At 72.3% G+C, this 18808-nt stretch carries 19 protein-coding genes and 2 tRNA genes; 11 read left to right on the forward strand and 10 right to left on the reverse strand.

Annotated features, from left to right (window positions below; all coding sequences use genetic code 11):
- The first annotated feature begins 66 nt into the window (after positions 1-66).
- Positions 67-1446, forward strand: coding sequence for an FAD-binding oxidoreductase (locus AC4H2G_RS07220; RefSeq protein WP_494365088.1), 1380 nt, complete (start codon positions 67-69; stop codon positions 1444-1446).
- A 205-nt stretch (positions 1447-1651) separates the two neighbouring features.
- On the forward strand, positions 1652-1864 hold the full coding sequence (locus AC4H2G_RS07225; protein WP_494365089.1) for a hypothetical protein: 213 nt from the start codon (positions 1652-1654) through the stop codon (positions 1862-1864).
- 71 nt (positions 1865-1935) lie between these two features.
- Here AC4H2G_RS07225 and AC4H2G_RS07230 read toward each other — a convergent pair.
- The 3 genes from AC4H2G_RS07230 to AC4H2G_RS07240 form a co-directional block, all read right to left on the reverse strand.
- Positions 1936-2012, reverse strand: a tRNA-Val gene (locus tag AC4H2G_RS07230).
- Between the two features lie 67 nt (positions 2013-2079).
- The gene (locus AC4H2G_RS07235) at positions 2080-2577 is read right to left on the reverse strand and encodes a peroxiredoxin (RefSeq protein WP_494365090.1); all 498 of its coding nucleotides are present in this window, start codon (positions 2575-2577) and stop codon (positions 2080-2082) included.
- Positions 2567-2980, reverse strand: a complete 414-nt coding sequence (locus AC4H2G_RS07240; protein ID WP_494365091.1) for a DUF3052 domain-containing protein — start codon at positions 2978-2980, stop codon at positions 2567-2569. Before AC4H2G_RS07240 ends, AC4H2G_RS07235 begins: the two co-directional genes overlap by 11 nt.
- Before the next feature lie 419 nt (positions 2981-3399).
- On the opposite strand from AC4H2G_RS07240, the gene aceE reads away from it, so the two are divergent.
- On the forward strand, positions 3400-6147 hold the full coding sequence (gene aceE, locus AC4H2G_RS07245) for a pyruvate dehydrogenase (acetyl-transferring), homodimeric type (protein WP_494365092.1): 2748 nt from the start codon (positions 3400-3402) through the stop codon (positions 6145-6147).
- Positions 6148-6272: 125 nt separating this feature from the next.
- On the opposite strand, the gene AC4H2G_RS07250 is transcribed toward aceE, so the two are convergent.
- Complete coding sequence (locus AC4H2G_RS07250) at positions 6273-6959, reverse strand: hypothetical protein (RefSeq protein ID WP_494365093.1); 687 nt, start codon at positions 6957-6959, stop codon at positions 6273-6275.
- Positions 6960-7150: 191 nt separating this feature from the next.
- Here AC4H2G_RS07250 and AC4H2G_RS07255 point away from each other — a divergent pair, with 191 nt between their 5' ends.
- The 5 genes from AC4H2G_RS07255 to AC4H2G_RS07275 all read left to right on the forward strand — a co-directional run bounded on the left by AC4H2G_RS07255 (position 7151) and on the right by AC4H2G_RS07275 (position 12085).
- Positions 7151-8284, forward strand: a complete 1134-nt coding sequence (locus tag AC4H2G_RS07255) for a PucR family transcriptional regulator (RefSeq protein ID WP_494365371.1) — start codon at positions 7151-7153, stop codon at positions 8282-8284.
- Between the two features lie 100 nt (positions 8285-8384).
- A complete protein-coding gene (locus AC4H2G_RS07260; protein ID WP_494365094.1) occupies positions 8385-9359 on the forward strand; it encodes an ACP S-malonyltransferase in 975 nt (324 codons plus the stop codon).
- Positions 9356-10363 (forward strand): beta-ketoacyl-ACP synthase III, encoded by a 1008-nt coding sequence (locus AC4H2G_RS07265; RefSeq protein WP_494365095.1) that lies wholly within the window; start codon positions 9356-9358, stop codon positions 10361-10363. Before AC4H2G_RS07260 ends, AC4H2G_RS07265 begins: the two co-directional genes overlap by 4 nt.
- Positions 10364-10493: 130 nt before the next feature.
- Positions 10494-10745 (forward strand): acyl carrier protein, encoded by a 252-nt coding sequence (locus AC4H2G_RS07270; RefSeq protein ID WP_251151547.1) that lies wholly within the window; start codon positions 10494-10496, stop codon positions 10743-10745.
- Positions 10746-10840: 95 nt separating this feature from the next.
- Complete coding sequence (locus AC4H2G_RS07275) at positions 10841-12085, forward strand: beta-ketoacyl-[acyl-carrier-protein] synthase family protein (RefSeq protein ID WP_494365096.1); 1245 nt, start codon at positions 10841-10843, stop codon at positions 12083-12085.
- 110 nt (positions 12086-12195) lie between these two features.
- Here AC4H2G_RS07275 and AC4H2G_RS07280 read toward each other — a convergent pair whose 3' ends face one another.
- From AC4H2G_RS07280 to AC4H2G_RS07290, 3 genes are all read right to left on the reverse strand, one after another.
- A complete protein-coding gene (locus AC4H2G_RS07280; protein WP_494365097.1) occupies positions 12196-12696 on the reverse strand; it encodes a DUF3145 domain-containing protein in 501 nt (166 codons plus the stop codon).
- A 183-nt stretch (positions 12697-12879) separates the two neighbouring features.
- Positions 12880-13365, reverse strand: a complete 486-nt coding sequence (def, locus tag AC4H2G_RS07285; RefSeq protein WP_251151550.1) for a peptide deformylase — start codon at positions 13363-13365, stop codon at positions 12880-12882.
- A gap of 83 nt (positions 13366-13448) precedes the next feature.
- Positions 13449-14255, reverse strand: coding sequence for a DUF1206 domain-containing protein (locus AC4H2G_RS07290; RefSeq protein WP_494365098.1), 807 nt, complete (start codon positions 14253-14255; stop codon positions 13449-13451).
- Positions 14256-14395: 140 nt separating this feature from the next.
- Between AC4H2G_RS07290 and AC4H2G_RS07295 the strand changes: the two genes are divergently transcribed.
- Positions 14396-15529 carry an acyltransferase family protein gene (locus AC4H2G_RS07295; protein WP_494365099.1) on the forward strand — a complete coding sequence of 378 codons (1134 nt, stop codon included), beginning with the start codon at positions 14396-14398 and terminating at the stop codon, positions 15527-15529.
- Here AC4H2G_RS07295 and AC4H2G_RS07300 read toward each other — a convergent pair.
- A complete protein-coding gene (locus tag AC4H2G_RS07300; RefSeq protein WP_494365100.1) occupies positions 15493-15858 on the reverse strand; it encodes a DUF488 domain-containing protein in 366 nt (121 codons plus the stop codon). The two genes, AC4H2G_RS07295 and AC4H2G_RS07300, sit on opposite strands and share 37 nt — an antisense overlap.
- 60 nt (positions 15859-15918) lie before the next feature.
- Here AC4H2G_RS07300 and AC4H2G_RS07305 point away from each other — a divergent pair.
- Positions 15919-15995, forward strand: a tRNA-Ile gene (locus AC4H2G_RS07305).
- Between the two features lie 653 nt (positions 15996-16648).
- Here AC4H2G_RS07305 and AC4H2G_RS07310 read toward each other — a convergent pair.
- The gene (locus AC4H2G_RS07310) at positions 16649-17008 is read right to left on the reverse strand and encodes a hypothetical protein (protein ID WP_494365101.1); all 360 of its coding nucleotides are present in this window, start codon (positions 17006-17008) and stop codon (positions 16649-16651) included.
- Positions 17009-17452: 444 nt separating this feature from the next.
- The gene (locus AC4H2G_RS07315; protein ID WP_494365102.1) at positions 17453-18046 is read right to left on the reverse strand and encodes a hypothetical protein; all 594 of its coding nucleotides are present in this window, start codon (positions 18044-18046) and stop codon (positions 17453-17455) included.
- Between the two features lie 205 nt (positions 18047-18251).
- Between AC4H2G_RS07315 and AC4H2G_RS07320 the strand changes: the two genes are divergently transcribed.
- A complete protein-coding gene (locus tag AC4H2G_RS07320) occupies positions 18252-18773 on the forward strand; it encodes a hypothetical protein (protein WP_494365103.1) in 522 nt (173 codons plus the stop codon).
- The last annotated feature ends 35 nt before the right edge of the window (positions 18774-18808 follow it).

Below are 18808 nucleotides of genomic sequence, written 5' to 3' on the forward strand. Positions count from 1 at the left end.
ACGGCAGGTGTCATGTTTCGACCCGCATGGTGTCCCCGACCGACCGATCGATCGAGGGAGCAGGGTATGACCATCATGCAGGCCGACGGACCGGTGCTGGTGCCGGGTCAGGACGGGTACGACGAGGAGCGCGCGGGCTTCAACCTGGCGGTGCGCCACCGGCCGGACGTCATCGTGGGCGCCACCGGGTCCGACGACGTCGCGGCAGCGGTGCGGTTCGCGGCCGACCGCGGATGGCCGGTGGCCGTCCAGAGCACCGGCCACGGTGCTTCCGTGCCGCTCGACGGCGGGATGCTCATCTCCACCCGTCGGATGTCCCAGGTGCACGTGGACCCGGCGACGAAGACGGCCCGGGTGGGAGCCGGCGTCCGCTCCGACCAGGTGATCGAGGCTGCCGCCGTCCACGGGCTGGCACCCCTCAACGGCTCGGCGCCGCACGTCGGCATCGTCTCCTACACGCTCGGCGGCGGCCTGCCTCTGCTGGGGCGCAGCCACGGTTGGGCCGCCGACCGCGTGCGCGCCCTGGACGTCGTGACCGCCGACGCACGGCTGCGCCGCATCACCCCGGGTGACGAGCTCTTCGGAGCGCTGCTCGGCGGGCGGGACAACGTCGGTGTCGTCACCGCCATGGAGTTCGAGCTGGTGCCGGTGACCCATCTCTACGGCGGCGGGCTCTTCTACGACGCCGAACGGGCCCCAGGACTGCTGGAGCGCTACGTCGACTGGGCTTCCGACCTCCCCCGGACCATGAACACCTCACTCGCGCTGGTCCCGTTCCCCGACGACCCGCTCCTTCCGGAGCCCATGCGCGGACGCCGGGTGTATCACGTGCGCATCGCCTGCACGGAGAGCGCCGAGGTCGGCGAGAGCCTCGTGCGGCCGTTGCGGGCGATCGGCCCGCGGTTGCTGGAGACCCTCTCCGTCATGCCGTACAGCGAGAGCGCCTCCATCCACGACGACCCGCCGGTCCCGATGGCGTGGGCAGCGGACAACGCCATGCTGACCGCACTGGACGGCCGGGCCGTCGAGACGGTCCTCGGTCACGTGATGGCTGACTCCACCGTTCTCCCGATCGTCGAGCTGCGGCGCCTCGGTGGCGCGCTGGCCGACCCGGCTCCGCACGCGACCGCCGTCGGGCACCGGTCGGCCGCCTACATGCTCGCGGTCCTCGCGCCTCTCGACGGGACCGGCCCGGAGGAGGCGCACCGTGCGCTCGATCGGCTGTTCCGCGACCTGCTCCCCTGGACCGCGGGCCGGTTCCTCAACTTCATGGGTCACGGCGAGAACGCGGACCACGCCCGCACCAGCACGGCCTACGAGCCGGACGATCTCGCGCGGCTGGCCCGCCTGAAGGCCGTGCACGACCCGGCGAACGTCTTCCGCGCCAACGCGAACATCCTGCCCGCCCGACGATCCGCCGCCGCGCCCACGAAGGAGATCCCGTGAGGCTCACCGTCCTCGGCCCGACCGGCCGCATCGGCCAGCAGCCCGTCGCCCAGGCCCTCGCCGCCGGTCACGACGTCACAGCTGTCGTGCGCGCCACGTCGGCGCCGGTACCCGGTGCCCGCAACGTCACGGTCGACCTGGCCGACGACGACCCGATGTCGCTCGAGTCGGCGTCCTCGGGTCGCACTTCACCGACGTCGCGCTCATGGAGGAGGTGCTGCACGAGTGCGATCTGGACTGGACCGCGATGCGCGTCCCGAGGGTGGTCGACTCCCCTCGCACCGGGCACGTCCGGACCGCGTACGACCGCCCGCTGCACGCCGCGCTGCGCATCGGCCGCACCGACGCGGCAGAGCTGATGCTGCGGTTGGCTGCTCGGTCGGACCTCGCGAGAACCGTGGTCACCGCAGCGTCATGAGAGAAGGTCGGGGCAGGTCCGTGCGGTGGGACCTGCCCCTCGCCCGACCGCGGTCAGTACCGGACAGGAGGTGGTGGGCCCGGAGGGACTCGAACCCCCGACATCCACGGTGTAAGCGTGGCGCTCTGACCAGCTGAGCTACAGGCCCCGGAACGAGCGGTGCACAGCCTACCGGTTCGTCCGCTCCGTCAGGTCCCGCCGACGCCCGGACCGCGTCAGAGCTGCTCGAGCGCCCGCCGGTACCCGTCGAGGTCGCGACGCTGCCCGCGCGGGTTCACGACGGACCAGCGGACGATCCCGTCGGCGTCGACGAGGAACGACCCGCGCAGCGCGAGGCCGTTCTCTGCGTCGAGCACGCCGTAGGCGCGGGCGACGTCGCCGTGCGGCCAGAAGTCGGCGAGGAGGTCGAACTCGAACCCCTCCTGCTCCGCCCACGCCTTCTGGGCGAAGACGGAGTCGCACGAGATCCCGAGCAGCGTCACGCCGGACGTCTCGAACTCGTCGAGGTGGTCGCGCAGCTCGCACAGCTCGCCCGTGCAGATCCCGGAGAACGCGAACGGGTAGAACACGAGCAGCACCGGACCGCCGCGCAGATCGGCGAGGTGGACCGGCGTGCCGTGAGTGTCGGGCAGCGTGAAGTCCGGTGCCGGGTCGCCCGGCCCGGGTGGCGCGACGCTCACGGTGCCCGACGGCGTCGTCGGCTCAGCGACCACGACCCCGCGTCCCGAGGCGCGTCGCGGACCAGTCCTGGGCGATCGAGAACGTGCTCGTCGCGTGCAGGCCCGCGGTGGTGGCGGCCTCCTGGATGTCGTTGTGGCCGACGTGGCCGGGCCGGCCCGGCTTGAGCGTGAGGATCCAGATGAGGCCCCCGTCGTCGAGGACGGTCTGGACGTCCACGAGCATGTCCGTGAGGTCCCCGTCGCCCTCGCGCCACCACACGATCACGCCGTCGGTGACGTCGTCGTAGTCCTCGTCGACCAGCTCTCCGCCGACGAGCTCCTCGAGGTCGGCGCGCAGGTCGTCGTCGACGTCCTCCGACCACCCGTACTCCTGGACCACGTTCCCGGGCGCGAACCCCAGGCGGTCGATACCGCCGGATCCTGCGGTGTCCGTCACAGTCGTGCCGTTCCTTTCCTCGTCCGTCTCTGTCCTCACCGGCCTCGACCTACCCGCACCTGCGGGTCCGGACGGCCGGTGGCGGACCACCGTATGCCGTGTCTGTGCCGTGTCTGGCAAAGGTAGCCCACCGTACGGTGCCCTGCTTGGCAAGGCATACCCCGTGGACACGGCCTGTCGACGCGTCGTCCGCGAGCGTCCCGGTTCGCGCGCGTGTCATGGAAATCACTGCTCCTTGACCACTCGTTGGTGTGACTTCGGGCCCGGATGAGAACACAATGGGGAGACCACCCTGGTCTCGTGAAGAGGCGCGGTCGCCACCAGCGGCCGCGGCCGCGTGCCCGGTGTGGCTCCGAGACGGACGACCGGCGTGTACCGCGCGACCGGCGTCCGGCATCCGACGAGATATGAGGTTGCTGGTGGCTTCGTACGACGAGACCGGACCGCTGATCAATGGTCTGCTCAGCCAGGTACCGGACATCGACCCCGCCGAGACCGGCGAGTGGGTCGAGTCCCTCGACGGCCTGATCGACGACCGCGGGGGCCCGCGCGCCCGCTACGTCCTGCTGAACCTGCTCAAGAGGGCCCGGGAGCGCAACGTCGCCATCCCGTCCTCCTTCGCCACGCCCTACGTGAACACGATCGGCGTGCACGAGGAGCCCTACTTCCCCGGCGACGAGGCGCTCGAGCGCCGCTACCGGTCCTGGATCCGGTGGAACGCGGCCGTCATGGTGACGCGCGCGCAGCGCCCGGGCATCGGGGTCGGCGGGCACATCTCCTCCTACGCGTCCGTCGCGACGCTGTACGAGGTGGGCCTCAACCACTTCTTCCGCGGCAAGGACCACCCGGGCGGTGGCGACCAGATCTACTTCCAGGGTCACGCCTCCCCCGGCGTGTACGCGCGCGCGTTCCTCGAGGGTCGACTCTCCGCGGACCAGCTCGACGGGTTCCGCCAGGAGAAGTCGCACGCGGGCGGCGGCCTGCCGTCGTACCCGCACCCGCGGCTCATGCCAGACTTCTGGGAGTACCCGACGGTCTCCATGGGCCTCGGCCCGGCGAGCGCGATCTACCAGGCGTGGACCGACCGCTACCTGCACAACCGCGGGATCAAGGACACGAGCCAGCAGGACGTCTGGGCGTTCCTCGGCGACGGCGAGATGGACGAGCCCGAGTCGCGCGGCATGCTCCAGCTCGCGGCGCAGCAGCAGCTCGACAACCTGACGTTCGTCGTGAACTGCAACCTGCAGCGTCTCGACGGCCCGGTGCGCGGCAACGGCAAGATCATCCAGGAGCTCGAGGCGCAGTTCCGCGGCGCGGGCTGGAACGTCATCAAGGTCATCTGGGGCCGCGAGTGGGACGTCCTGCTCAACGCCGACAAGGACCGCGCCCTGGTCAACCTCATGAACGCCACGCCCGACGGCGACTACCAGACGTACCGGGCGGAAAACGGCGCGTTCATCCGCGAGCACTTCTTCGGGCGCGACCCGCGCACCAAGCAGCTCGTCGAGAACATGACGGACGACGACATCTGGAACCTCAAGCGCGGCGGGCACGACTACCGCAAGCTCTACGCGGCGTACGCGGCGGCGCGCGCCCACACGGGCCAGCCGACGGTCATCCTCGCGCACACGGTGAAGGGCTACGGCCTCGGGTCGACCTTCGCGGGCCGCAACTCGACGCACCAGATGAAGAAGGTCAACCTGGCCGACCTCAAGACGCTGCGCGACTCGCTGCGGATCCCCATCACCGACGAGGAGCTCGAGGCGAACCCCTACGAGCCCCCGTACTTCCACCCGGGCGCCGACGCGCCGGAGATCCAGTACCTCCTGGACCGCCGCCGCCAGCTCGGCGGTTTCGTGCCCGAGCGGCGCTCGTCGCCGAAGCCCCTCACGCTCCCGGGCGAGAAGACCTACGAGATCCTCAAGAAGGGCTCGGGCCAGCAGGAGATCGCCTCCACGATGGCCTTCGTCCGTCTGCTCAAGGACCTCATCAAGGACAAGGAGATCGGCAAGCGCATCGTGCCGATCATCCCGGACGAGGCGCGCACGTTCGGGCTGGACTCGATCTTCCCGTCGGCGAAGATCTTCAACACGCAGGGCCAGCACTACCTCGCCGTGGACCGTGAGCTCATGCTGAGCTACAAGGAGTCCGAGGCCGGGCAGATCATGCACACCGGCATCAACGAGGCCGGTTCGGCCGCCGCGTTCCAGGCCGTCGGCACGTCCTACGCCACGCAGGGCGAGATCATGGTGCCGGTCTACATCTTCTACTCGATGTTCGGCTTCCAGCGCACCGGCGACCAGTTCTGGGCCGCGGGCGACCAGCTCACGCGCGGCTTCATCGTCGGGGCCACCGCGGGCCGCACCACGCTCACCGGCGAGGGCCTGCAGCACGCCGACGGGCACTCGCCGCTCCTCGCGGGCACGAACGCGGCCATGGTCCAGTACGACCCGGTGTACGGCTACGAGATCCGGCACATCGTCCGCGACGGCATCGAGCGCATGTTCGGCGACGGCTCCGACGGCCGGGACCAGGACGTCATGTACTACCTCACGGTGTACAACGAGCCGATGCTCCATCCGGCCGAGCCGGAGGACGTCGACGTCGAGGGCATCCTGCGCGGCATCCACCGCATCTCGGTGTCCGAGTCGGAGGGTCCGAAGGCCCAGCTCCTCGCCTCCGGCGTCGGCGTGCCGTGGGCGCTCGAGGCGCAGCAGCTCCTCAAGGAGGACTGGGGCGTGTCGGCCGACGTCTGGAGCGTGACGAGCTGGAACGAGCTGCGCCGCGACGGCCTCGCCGCGGACCAGGCCGCGTTCCTCGACCCGGTGGCCGAGCCGCGCACGCCGTACGTCACAGCGAAGCTCGCGGGCGCCGAGGGTCCGTTCGTCGCGACGAGCGACTACGACCACCTCGTCCCCGACCAGATCCGCAAGTGGGTCCCGGGCGACTACGAGGTGCTCGGCGCGGACGGCTTCGGCTTCTCCGACACGCGCGCCGCGGCCCGCCGCCACTTCAAGATCGACGGCCCGTCCGTCGTCGTGCGCACGCTGCAGGCCCTCGCCCGGCAGGGCAAGGTGCCCGCCGACGCGTCGGCGAAGGCGATCGAGAAGTACCGCCTCATGGACGTCACCGCCGGGACGTCCGGCAACGTGGGCGGCGACTCCTGACGGTCCGCACGGCCTGACCGCTGCACGACGACGGCCGGTCACCTCCCCGCGGGAGGTGACCGGCCGTCGTCGTGCAGCAGCTCATGCAGCGCGGCGTGGCGCGGGTGCGGCGCGGACGCGGTCGCCTACGTGCCCGCGCGGTGCTGCTCGGCCTGCGCGACGGCGCGCTCGAGCTCGGTGCGCACGCGCGCGACCGCCTCCGGGTCGCCGTAGGACGTGAGCGACTCGAGGTGGTGCCGCGCCTCGACCGCGCGGTCCGCCTCGATCGCCGCGAGGACGAGCTGGCGCCCGACCTCGGGGTCGTGCTCGCGCGCACGCCAGTGCCCGACGCCGAGCCCGAGCGCCTCACCGGGCAGTCCGGCGTCGCGGAGCACCTCCATCGACTGGGCCAGGGCGCGCCCGGTGTGGTCGCGCTCGGCCGCGGTGGCGAAGCGGCGCAGCGCGGACTCCTGGTCGTCGTCGAGCGAGAGGCGGCCGAGCTCGATGAGGGGGAACCATCCCTTGGGGTGGCCCGCGAGCTCCTCGGCGAGCGCCCACACCGCGAGGTCGGCGGCGCGCTGCTTCTCGGACTCGTCGGCCGGTGCGGCGAGCGGGTCGTCCACCTGGGTCCCCTCGGCGGCACGCCGTCGCACGAGCTCGGCGAGCGCGCCGAACGCCCGCTCGTCGTTCGGGTCGTCGACCAGCATCGCGCGCAGGGCGTCCTCGTGGACGGTGTCGCCGCGCTTCTCTCCCGACCTCGGTCGGCGCGCGCCGACCGTCGACGCGGACGTCGGGCGACGCATGAGCTGGCGCAGGCGGGGCATCAGAGCCATGCCCACGACCCTAGCGGCTCCCCCGGACGCTCACCCGACCGCCGGGGTCACCGGCCCTCCCGCGGGTCCCCGCGCCGGACGGTTTGTGGACTGTCCACAACACCGGCCCGTATGCTCGGCGCGTGACGGCCACCTCCCCGACAGCCTCCGGGCGCTCCCGCGCGACCGGCGCCGCCGGCAACGCGGACAACCTGCAGGGGCTGCGCGACGGGAGCGGCCTGCTCATGGCGGCCGCGCTGCGGCGGCTCGACGAGGAGGTGCCCTGGTACCGCGAGCTGCCCGCCGAGGACCGCTCGTACGTCGGGCTCGTCGCCCAGTCGGGCATCACCGCCTTCGTCACCTGGTACGCCGACCCCCTGGCCCCGCCGCACGGCGTGAGCGAGATCTTCGCGGCGGCGCCGCCTGAGCTCACGCGCTCCATCTCGTTGCAGAACACGCTCCAGCTCGTGCGGATCGTCGTCGAGGTGGTCGAGGCGCACTCGGACCAGCTTGCCGCCCCGGGCGGGGAGCGCGACCTGCGCGAGGCGGTCCTGCGCTACTCGCGCGAGGTCGCGTTCTCGGCGGCCGAGGTCTACGCGCGGGCCGCCGAGGTGCGCGGGGCGTGGGACGCGCGGCTCGAGGCACTCGTCGTCGACGCGCTCGTGCGCGGCGACGGCGACGACTCGCTGCGCTCGCGCGTGTCCGCGCTGGGCTGGGGAGGCCGCGGGTCGACGCTGGTCATCGCGGGGACGACGACCGCGACGCTCGACGAGGTGCGCACTGCCGAGCTCCGGCGGGCGACGCGCCGCGCGGCGGGCGACGCGCTCGTCGGCATCCACGGCGACCGGCTGGTGCTCGTCCTCGGCGGCGACGGCGACCTGCAGGCCGCCGCCGCCTCCCTGCTCCCGCGCTTCGGTCCCGGACCGGTCGTCATCGGGCCCACGGTCGCCGGTCTCGAGGAGGCCGGGCGGTCCGCGCAGGCCGCCCTCGCGGGCCTGCGCGCCGCGCCCGCGTGGCCCCAGGCACCGCGCCCGGTCCTCGCCGACGACCTGCTGCCCGAGCGCGTCCTGACGGGCGACACGACCGCCCGGCGCACGCTCGTCACGCAGGCGTACCGGCCGCTCGCCGAGGCCACGGGCTCCGTGCTCGAGACGCTCTCGGCGTACCTCGGGACGGGTCGCTCGCTCGAGGCCGCCGCGCGCACGCTGTACGTGCACCCCAACACCGTGCGGTACCGCCTGCGCAAGGTCTCGGAGATCACCGGCTGGGACCCGCTCGACGCCCGCGAGTCGTTCGTGCTCCAGGTCGCGCTCGCGCTGGGTCAGCTTGCCGCGGTCCCGCGCTGAGGCCCTCGCGCCGTCCTTGGAGGTTCCGCACAAACGCCTCCCTCAAGGTTGGTGCGGGTCGTGACGTGGTCCGCCGACACCGCGTTGGCACAGTGGACAGGTGCTCGCCGTCTTGTGCCCTGGACAGGGCTCCCAGTCCCCCGGAATGCTCGCGCCCTGGCTCGAGCTGTCCGGCGTCGCCGACCGCCTCGCCACCTTCGGCGAGGCCGCCCAGACCGACCTCGTCGCCCACGGCACGACGTCGGACGCGGAGGCGATCCGGGACACCGCCGTCGCGCAGCCGCTGATCGTCGCGTCGTCGCTCGTCGCGCTCCGCGAGATCCTCGACGGCCGTGACGCCGCCGACGTCGTCGACGTCACGGCCGGCCACTCCGTCGGCGAGCTCGCCGCGGCCGCCGTCGCGGGAGTGCTCGACGACGCGGGTGCCGTCGGGCTCGTCTCGCACCGCGCACGGTTCATGGCCGAGGCGGCGGCGGCGAACCCCAGCGGGATGAGCGCCGTCGTCGGCGGGGACCCGGACGAGGTCCTCACCGCCATCGAGGCGGCGGGACTGTGGCCGGCGAACGTCAACGGGGGCGGCCAGGTGGTCGCCGCCGGCGCCCTCGAGCACCTGCTCACGCTCGCCGAGAAGCCGCCGGCCAAGGCGCGCGTCATCCCCCTCCAGGTCGCCGGGGCGTTCCACACGCCCTTCATGCAGTCGGCACGGGAGGCCTTCGAGCCCGTGGCCGCGTCGTGGGACGTGAACGACCCGCGCCTGCCGTTCCTGTCGAACGCGGACGGCGAGCCCTACGGCCGCATCGACCTCGAGGGCAGCGCCCACGGCAAGGCGCGCGACGTCGTGCGCCGCCTCACCGCGCAGATCGCCGCGCCCGTCCGGTGGGACCTGTGCCAGGAGACGCTCGCGGAGCTCGGCGTCACCGCGATCCTCGAGCTCGCTCCCGGCGGCGTCCTCACGGGCCTCGCGCGGCGCACCCTGCCCGGTGTCGAGACCGTCGCGGTGAAGTCGCCCGCCGACGTCGACAAGGCGCGCGACCTCGTCGCACGGCACTCCGTCGCCGCGGGGGCCGGGGCGTGACCAGCCCGACGCTGCGGCAGGCCACCGGGCCCGCCCACTCGCGCATCCTCGCGATCGGTGCCGCTCGGGGTGAGGACGTCGTGACGAACGACGACCTCGCCGGGCCGATCGACTCGTCCGACGAGTGGATCCGCCAGCGCACGGGCATCGTCACGCGTCGCCGGGCGGGGGCCGACGTCGACGTCGTCGACCTCGCGGAGGCCGCCGCGCGGCGCGCTCTCGACGCCGCCGGGCTGACCGGTGCGGAGGTCGACGCGGTGATCGTCGCGACCATCACCTGGTTCCGCCAGACGCCGTCCGCCGCCGCCGTGCTCGCCGACCGGCTCGGCGCGTCCCCCGCCGCGGCCTTCGACGTGTCCGCGGCCTGTGCCGGGTACGCCTACGGCATAGCGCAGGCGGACGCCCTGGTCCGCTCCGGGGTCGCCCGCCACGTCCTCGTGGTGGGCGCCGAGAAGCTCAGCGACTTCGTCGACCCGACGGACCGCACCATCTCGTTCCTGCTGGGCGACGGGGCGGGTGCCGCGGTCGTCGGCCCGTCCGACGTGCCGGGCATCGGCCCGACGGTGTGGGGTTCGGACGGCAGCCGGGCGACCGCGATCCGGCAGACGCACGCCTGGACCGATCTGCGCGCGGAGCCCGAGGCCGGGTTCGCGACGATGCGCCAGGACGGGCAGACCGTCTTCAAGTGGGCGAGCTTCCAGATGGCGCCGGTCGCCGCGAAGGCGATGGCCGAGGCCGGGGTCGGACCGCACGACATCCGGGCCTTCATCCCGCACCAGGCGAACCTGCGGATCACCGACCAGCTCGTCAAGCAGCTCGGCCTGCCCGAGACCGTCGCCGTCGCGCGCGACATCGTCGAGACCGGCAACACGTCGGCCGCGTCGATCCCGCTCGCGACCGAGCGGCTCCTCGCCGACGGGCAGGTCCGCTCCGGCGACCTCGCCCTGCAGATCGGCTTCGGGGCCGGGCTCGTCTACGCGGCGCAGGTGGTCGTCCTTCCGTAGGGAAGAATCACCCTGGGCGGTTCGTCGTCGACCGACGGGCCACACCGCAACCAAGTACCGCACCACCGTTCGGGCCCGCCCGAGCACCGCCACCGGGACCGGTCCGCCGGACCCACGACAAGGAGAAACCATGGCTTACACCGAGCAGGAAGTCCTCGCCGGCCTCGCGGAGATCGTCGCCGAGGAGACGGGTCTGCCGACCGACGCCGTCGCGCTCGAGAAGTCCTTCACCGACGACCTCGACATCGACTCCCTCTCGATGATGACGATCGTCACGCACGCCGAGGACAAGTTCGGGGTCCGCATCCCCGATGAGGAGGTCAAGAACCTCACCACGGTCGGCGACGCCGTCTCGTACATCACGGGCGCCCAGGCCGCCTGAGCACCCGGCCTGCCCGGCAGGCCGTGCGGACGGGCCGGCACCACCCCGCCGGCCCGTCCGCCCACCCGACGACCGAACACCTTCGAGGAGCTCCCATGTCTGCCGTCCGTGAAGTCGTCGTCACCGGCCTCGGCGCCACCACGCCGCTCGGCGGCGACGTGCCCACGACCTGGGCGGCCGCGCTCGCCGGCGAGTCCGGGGCGCGCACGCTCGACAACGACTGGTCCGAGCGCTACGAGATCCCCGTGACCTTCGCCGCGACGATCAAGGTCAAGCCCGAGGAGGTCCTCGCGCGGCCCGAGATGAAGCGCATGGACCCCTCGACGCAGTACGCGATCATCGCGGCGCGCGAGGCCTGGGCCGACGCGGGCAGTCCCGACGTCGACGGCGACCGGCTCGGCACCGTGGTGTCGTCCGGGATCGGCGGCATCTGGACGACGCTCGACGGCTGGGACACGTTGCGCGAGCGCGGCACCCGCCGCATGCTGCCCATGACCGTCCCGATGCTCATGCCCAACTCCCCCACGGCGTACGTCTCGCTCGAGCTCGGCGCCCGGGCCGGCGCGCACGCGCTCGTCTCGGCGTGCGCGTCCGGCGCCGAGGCCATCGGCTACGGCGTCGACATGATCCGCGCGGGTCGCGCGGACGTCGTCGTCGCGGGCGGGACCGAGGCGACGATCCACCCCATGCCGATCGCCGCCTTCGCGGCCTCGCGCACGCTCTCGCTGCGCAACGACGACCCGCAGGGCGCCTCACGCCCCTACGACGTCGACCGCGACGGGTTCGTCATCGGTGAGGGCGCGGGCGTCGTCGTGCTGGAGAGCGCCGAGCACGCCGCGGCGCGCGGTGCGCGCGTCTACGCGCGGCTCGCGGGCGTCGGGCTCTCCTCGGACGCCTACCACATCACCTCCCCCGACCCCGAGGGCCGCGGCCAGGTCGCCGCGATGCGTCGCGCGCTCGAGGAGGCCGGGGTCACCGGTCGCGACGTCGTGCACGTCAACGCGCACGCGACCTCGACCAAGGTCGGCGACCTCACCGAGACCCGCTCGATCCGCACGCTGCTCGGCGGGGACGCGGACCACGTCCAGCTCTCCGCGACGAAGTCGATGACGGGGCACCTCCTCGGCGGCGCCGGCGCGCTCGAGTCGATCTTCACGATCAAGGCCGTCGCGGAGCGCCTCGCGCCCCCGACGATCAACGTCGCGAACCCTGACCCCGAGCTGCAGGTGCCGCTCGTCCGCGACACGCCGTCGGAGCTGCCCGCGGGCGACGTCGTGGCGCTCAACAACTCGTTCGGCTTCGGCGGCCACAACGTCGCCCTCGCGGTGACGAGCGTCTGACGGCGCCCCCTCACGAGCCCGTACGCACGCGAGGCCGCCTCCCGGCTGGGAGGCGGCCTCGCGTCGTCGTGCCGGTGCTCCGCCCTGCGGACGACCGGTCAGCCAGTGGGTCAGCCCACCCGGTGCAGCCAGCGAACGGGAGCACCCGCCCCCGCGTAGCGGAACGGCTCGAGCTCGTCGTCCCAGGCCTTCCCGAGCGCGAGGTGCAGCGCCTCGCGCATGGCCCACGGGTCGTTGGCCTGGTCGAGCGCGGCGCGCACGCGGTCCTCGGGGACCACGATGTTGCCGTGCACGTCGGTCGCGGCGTAGAAGATCCCCAGGTCGGGCGTGTGGGACCAGCGCCCGCCGTCCACGCCGTGGCTGGGCTCCTCCGTCACCTCGTACCGCAGGTGGGACCAGCCGCGCAGCGCGGAGGCGAGCTTCGCGCCCGTGCCCTGCGCTCCCTGCCACGAGTACTCGCCCCGGTACAGCCCGCGGGCCGCCGGCTGCTCGATCCAGTCCAGGGAGACGCGCACGCCGAGGACGTTCCCGGCGGCCCACTCCATGTGCGGGCACAGAGCACGGGGTGCTGAGTGCACGTAGAGAACACCGCGGGTGATGGCACCGGCCATGTCTGCCTCCCTAGGTCGAGGTTGCGTCTTCCCCAACGTCCTCATCCAGGGTGGTTCCACAGCGCGTCACACGGTCGTCGCGGCGTGTCTCGTGCCTATCTTGCACGACGGCGCACGGTTGCGCGAGAGTTTCGCGGGGCGCGCCTGCACGTGCCCGACGACGCGTGGAGCGTGGTCGCGTCCTCAGAGCTGCGCGCGCAGCTCCCGCATCGCCTTCTTGCGGACCGAGCGGTCGAGGCGGTCGAGGTAGAGCATGCCGTCGAGGTGGTCGCACTCGTGCTGCAGGCAGCGGGCCATGAGCTCGGTTCCCTCCACGACGACCTCGTTGCCGTCGAGGTCCGTGCCGACGACGCGGGCGTACCAGGCGCGCCGGGTCGGGAACCACAGCTCCGGGACGGAGAGGCACCCCTCGTCGCCGTCCTGGAAGTCGTCGGAGAGCTCGACGATCCGAGGGTTGAGGACGTAGCCGATCTCGTCGTCGATGTTCCACGAGAACGCGCGGAGGTTGACGCCGATCTGGTTCGCGGCGAGACCCGCGCGACCGTCGTGATCCACGGTCTCGACGAGGTCCGCGACCAGGGACCGGACACGGTCGTCGATCGTGGTGATCTCGTCGCACGGCGTGCGGAGCACGGGATCGGGGATGGTGCGGATCTCTCTCATCGCCATGCCCGCATTCTTCCACGACGGCACCGCCGCCCGACGTCCCGGACGGGCCGCACCCACGGGTCTCGGCCCGTCCGGGACGCACGTCACATGCGCGCGTAGCGGGCCCGGGCGAACGAGTACAGCCCGTAGGCGGCGAACCCGAGCCCGATGGCCACCAGGAGCACCGCGCCGAACGGCTGCGCCACGATCGTGGCGAACGCGGCGTCGAGCCCGCCGGCCTGCTCCGGGTCGTTCTGCACGGCGGCCACGACGAAGAGCGCGCCGAGGACGCCGAGAGCGATGCCCTTCGCGACGTAGCCGACCCGGCCGAGCTGGACGACCGCGCGCCCGACATGGCCGCTCGTACCGCCGCGCAGGTCCTCGAGGAACTTCTTCTTCCATCCCTTGACGACGTGGTAGACGCCGGTCACGACGATCCCCACGCCGACGGCGCCGACCAGCAGCGCGCCGCCCGGGCTCTGCATGAGGCGCGCCGTGAAGCTCTCCTCCTGGCCCGAGCCGCTCGACGCGCCCGAGACGACCTGCACGGCCAGCACGCCGAGCGCGACGTAGACGATCGCCTTGCCCGCGGCCTTCAGACGGTCCGACGTCTCGAGCGCACCGCTGAGGGCGACCGTCACCTGCCACAGGCCGAGCGCGGCGAACGCGACCACCGCGAACCAGAGGAGCGCCGTGCCGCCGGGCGTCTCGGCGACGGCGGCGAGCGCACCCGTCTGGCTCGCCTCCTCGCTCGACGCCCCGCCCGTCGCGACCTGGACGGCCAGCACCCCGATGACGAGGTGGAGCACCCCGCTCATCGCGTACCCCGCGCGGGCCAACACCTCCAGCGTCTTGCTCCCCTGGGCGCTGCGAGCGGCCGACTTCCCTGCTGAGCTCATGCTCGGTGCCACGGATTCTCCTTCACGTCAGGACGCCGCCCCTTGCGCCGCCGGGTGATCCGGCCCCGACACTCTGGCAGCCTCAGCCCTTTCGCGCATTTCGGACGTCGGACCCCGGCCGCCGCACATCACGGTTTGGTAACGTGCGGCGGATGTCCACGACGCCCCCTCGTCTCGTCGCGCTCGACGGGCTCCGATTCGCCGCCGCGGCGGCCGTCCTGGCGTACCACTTCGTCGCCGTCAACCACCACGCCTGGGGCGGCCGCACGAGCGAGGTGATGCCCGGCGTCCAGCAGGTCGCGGCGTTCGGCTCGTTCGGGGTGCAGCTCTTCTTCGTCATCAGCGGGTTCGTCATCCTCATGACCGCCTGGGGACGCGACGTGCGCGGCTTCGTCGCGTCCCGCGCGGGTCGCCTCTTCCCCGCGTACTGGGCCGCGGTCCTGGTGACGCTCGTGCTGCTCGTGCTGGTCGAGCCGGGGCGGCGCGACGTCGACCTTCCGCAAGCCGTCGTGAACCTCACGATGGTCCAGCGGGCGTTCGGCATCGAGGACGTCGAGGCCGTCTACTGGACCCTCTGGTCCGAGCTGCGGTTCTACGTGCTGGTCGGGGCGCTCCTGGCGGTCGGTCTGACCCGCGGCCGGCTGATCGCGTTCGTGACGCTGTGGCCCGTCGCCGGGGCGATCGCGACGCAGTCGGGGTCGGAGCTCGCGGCGACCGTCCTCGTCGCGGCAGACGCCCCGCTGTTCGCCGGCGGCATGGTGCTGTTCCTGCTGACGCGCGAACCGCGTTCACCGGTCCTGTGGCTCGCGCTGGGGCTCGACGTCGCGCTCGCGGCCGCGCACTCGGGACGCATCCAGGCGGTGCGGATCGAGAACAGCACCGACCTCACCCTCGGCCCGGCGACGTACTGGACCGCGATCGTCCTGTGCTTCGTCGTGGTCGCCGCCGCGACCATGACGCCGCTGACGCGTCTCTCGTGGAGATGGCCGACGACGCTCGGCGCCCTGACCTACCCGCTCTACCTCGTCCACTCGTCGTGGGGCCGGTGGGTCATCGAGACGGCGCACCCCACGCTGCCCGGCTGGGCCACCCTCGCGCTCGCCACGGCGACGTGCCTGCTGCTCGCGCTGGCGATCCACCGGCTCGTCGAACGACCGGTCGGGCCGCGGCTGCGACACGCGCTCGACCGGGACCTGCGCCGGGAGAGCCGGCCGCTCGAGGCACGCCCGGGGATGCGCTCGCTGACCGCTCAGGACGAGGCGGGGGGCGTCCCGGTCTCCAGGTAGTCGCGCAGGACGACCGCCTGGTTGTGCTCCTCGTCCTTCGCGCCGTACAGGAGCGTGACGACCAGATGGGACGCGATCACCTCCCGGAGGTCGGAGACCGCGGGGTTGGTGTCGAGCTCGGAGCGATAGCGCCGCGCGAACTCGTCGAAGCGAGGCTCCTCGTGGTGGAACCAGCGGCGCAGCCCGTCCGACGGCGCGACGTCCTTGAGCCACAGCTCGGCCCGTGCGCGCTCCTTGCTCACCCCGCGGGGCCACAGCCGGTCGACGAGCACGCGGAACCCGTCGTCGTCGGACGGCTCGTCGTAGACGCGCCGCACGCGGATGGCCATGACTCCATGGGACCGTCGGAGCGACCGGAGCGCACCCGGTGAGCGCTAAGATCGCCGCGCGCCCCGTTAGCTCAGCTGGTCAGAGCAGGAGACTCATAATCTCTCGGTCGCGGGTTCAAGTCCTGCACGGGGCACCACACTAGATCGTTGCGGGTTCCGCCCCGCACGTGCCTCTCGCCCCGCCGTCGCCACCGCGTCGGCGGGGCGTCGTGCTAACGAACGGTTAACAGGAGCCTCGAACGCGCGATCGGACCCATGCTGTGGGAGGGCGCCGGTACGGTCCTCGCATGCCCGTCGCGCACCCGGCGCGACAACGCGACAAGGGGAGGCCGCGATGTCGGCTGTCGACAATGACCGGGACTACCGCTGCCCGGCGTGCCATGAGCCAGGGACCGCCCGGATAAGACGGATCAGCGCGCACCAGGGCATCGCGTACAACGTGCTCGGCACGACCTGCCCGAACGGTTGCACGCCAGCGAAGGACGTCGTCCGCCTCGCCGTCGGGATCTGCCCACACTGCGGCCGCGAGCTCCGTTCACGGCCCTCGATCGAACCATCGGTCGCCGGCGGCGAACGCGACCTCGTGTGCCCGTCTCACGGCGTGGTCGGTCCGGACGCCTGGTGAACGGAGCCAGGCACACGTGCGTGCGCGCGTGGCAATCTGGCGCAAACGACGACGGCCCGGACCCTATCGCGAGGTCCGGGCCGTCGTGCTGCGTGGACGATGGGGTGCGCCAGACGTACCCCATCGCGGACCGCCTCGGCCGCACCCAGCAGGCGACGGTCGGCGTCAGCGTCGCTCGAGCGTGGAGTTGTACCGCTCGGCAGCGATCGCGTCGAAGGCCGCGACCATCCGGTAGACGCCGACCGCGAGGCACACGAGCGTGGCGATCGCGAGAGCCATCCCGACCACGAGGAACCCGTCGCCGTCGTTGCTCGCATAGATGCCCGCGCTGTTCTCCTGCATCCCGATCCCGATCAGGAACGTGGCGAGGACCGCGCCGAGGAACCCGAGCGCGATGAAGAACGCGGCCGGCTTCGGACGCTCGACGACGAGCGGCTTCGGCGGTCCGACCGGGCGCGGCGCGGGCCGGTGCGGGTACACGGCCCCGTCCTCGGCGTCGGGCGTGGTCGGCTGTTCGGTCGTCATCGTGCGCTCCTCGAGGTAGGTGGATGCTGCCCCGGATCATCCCGCACCGCGCCCACGCCGTGCCGGGTGAAGTCGTGTTGGTGGGGAGGCATAGATTCTGCGTCGAGCGGCTTGCACTCTGGCACGGCTGCGAAAGTTAAGGGGTTGGGCCGTGCCGCGACTGACGCGGGAAGAGCGCGAGACGTGGCTTGCACCGCGATGCCCGAGGTGCCATTCGAACGTGGTTGTCCTGTGGTTCGACGACACTGGCGCGTTCGAGGAGACGAGTTCGTTCGTCCCGACGCCGGACCGCTGCAGCAACCGACGATGCCCTTTGGCGGAGCGTCCCGCCGTCCAGGACTGGGGGCCGGGCTGGGCATAGCGAGGGCCGCGTGATGAACGCCGTCGGCGTGCCGCGCGAGGAGTGACGTCTGTCACGGGGAGCACCCTGACCTGAGGACGATGTCAGGACGCGAGGCCGATCACGCCAGCGATGATGGCCCACAGGGCCGAACACACGATGCCGGTCACGAGTGCGAACAAGACGGCGCTCACGCTCCACTGGGTCACACGGCCCGCGCGACTGCCCGCAGGAAAACCGGCGAGCTCGCGAACCCGTGAAGGCCACCGGATGATCGCCGCAAGGCGGCCAGCTAGAGACCGTTCTTCCCGCTCGCGTGGGCCGGCTTCGTTGCGCAAGAGCGCGGTAGCCGCGCGCGCCGCACCGAGGACGTCTTCTGAGCCGAGCAGGGCCTTCGGCTGTGTGCAGTTCTGCCACGCGGCCACCGGGTTGAGAGGCCGAGCCACGCCGTTAACCTGGATGAACGAGTTCGTGACGGCGGCACCGATCTGAGCGGTTCCGGCGAGAGTCGCGAGCCTGCGACTCACGGAGTCGTAGTCGTTCTGGCGTCCCTTGAGTGGGACGCGCCAGCGACCCACCGGCCCGCCAGGAGCGAACACGGCTGTGCACTCCTGGAGCTCCTCCATGGCAGCGATGAAGGCGTCGAGTTCGTCAGCCATCTTCCGCAGTTCCGCGGCGCTGTAGCGTCGATCGATCACGCGGTGACCGTATCTGACGACGCCCACACATGCGGTGCCCCTCGCGTGCAGCACGCGCGAGAGACACAGCACAAATGGCACGAATCAAGCTCGGCGAGGGGCGGGAGAGTTCGTACGCGGCCTGGCGTGCGACGGCGGCGGGCACGAACACGCCGCCGGGCGCGGTGAACGCGTCGGGGTCGGGGCGTCCGGCCAGGGTCACGCGGTGCGCTCCCCGCGGGTGGTGTGGGCGCCGCGGCGTACGGTGCGCGAAACCAGGGCGGGTCGAACGGTGAGGGAGCGCGACGTGGTGGAGAAGCTGGCGGACGTGTGGGCGGAGCGGGACTTCCCGGTGCTGGTCGAGGTGGCGCGGCGCGTGGACGGCGGCGACACCATCCCCGACATCAGCGCCGTGGCGGCGTTGCTCGGGATGGAACGCGACCAGGTGCGGCTCGCGGCGGCTGCGCTGAAGCGGCGCGGCCTCGTGGACACCATCAACTCAGCGGCCGGCCCGATGCGATTCAAGAGCCTCGCGGGTGAGGCGTACTTCCTGACCGGCCTGCACCCGTCGAGCGACGACGCTGTGTCTGCGTTCGTCGAGGCACTGCGCCAGGCTGCGGACCGAGTCGAGGACCCGGACGAGAGGTCGCGGCTGCGCCGGCTTGCCGACAGCGCGCTCAGCATCTCGACGGACGTGCTCGGCGCAGTGATCGGCTCGGTGGTGACGAAGGCGTCCGGCCTCGGCTGAGCACGGCGTGCGCGTAGCAGACCGGTAGCAGCGAC

The sequence above is a fragment of the Cellulosimicrobium sp. BMG9.23 genome (assembly GCF_059159985.1).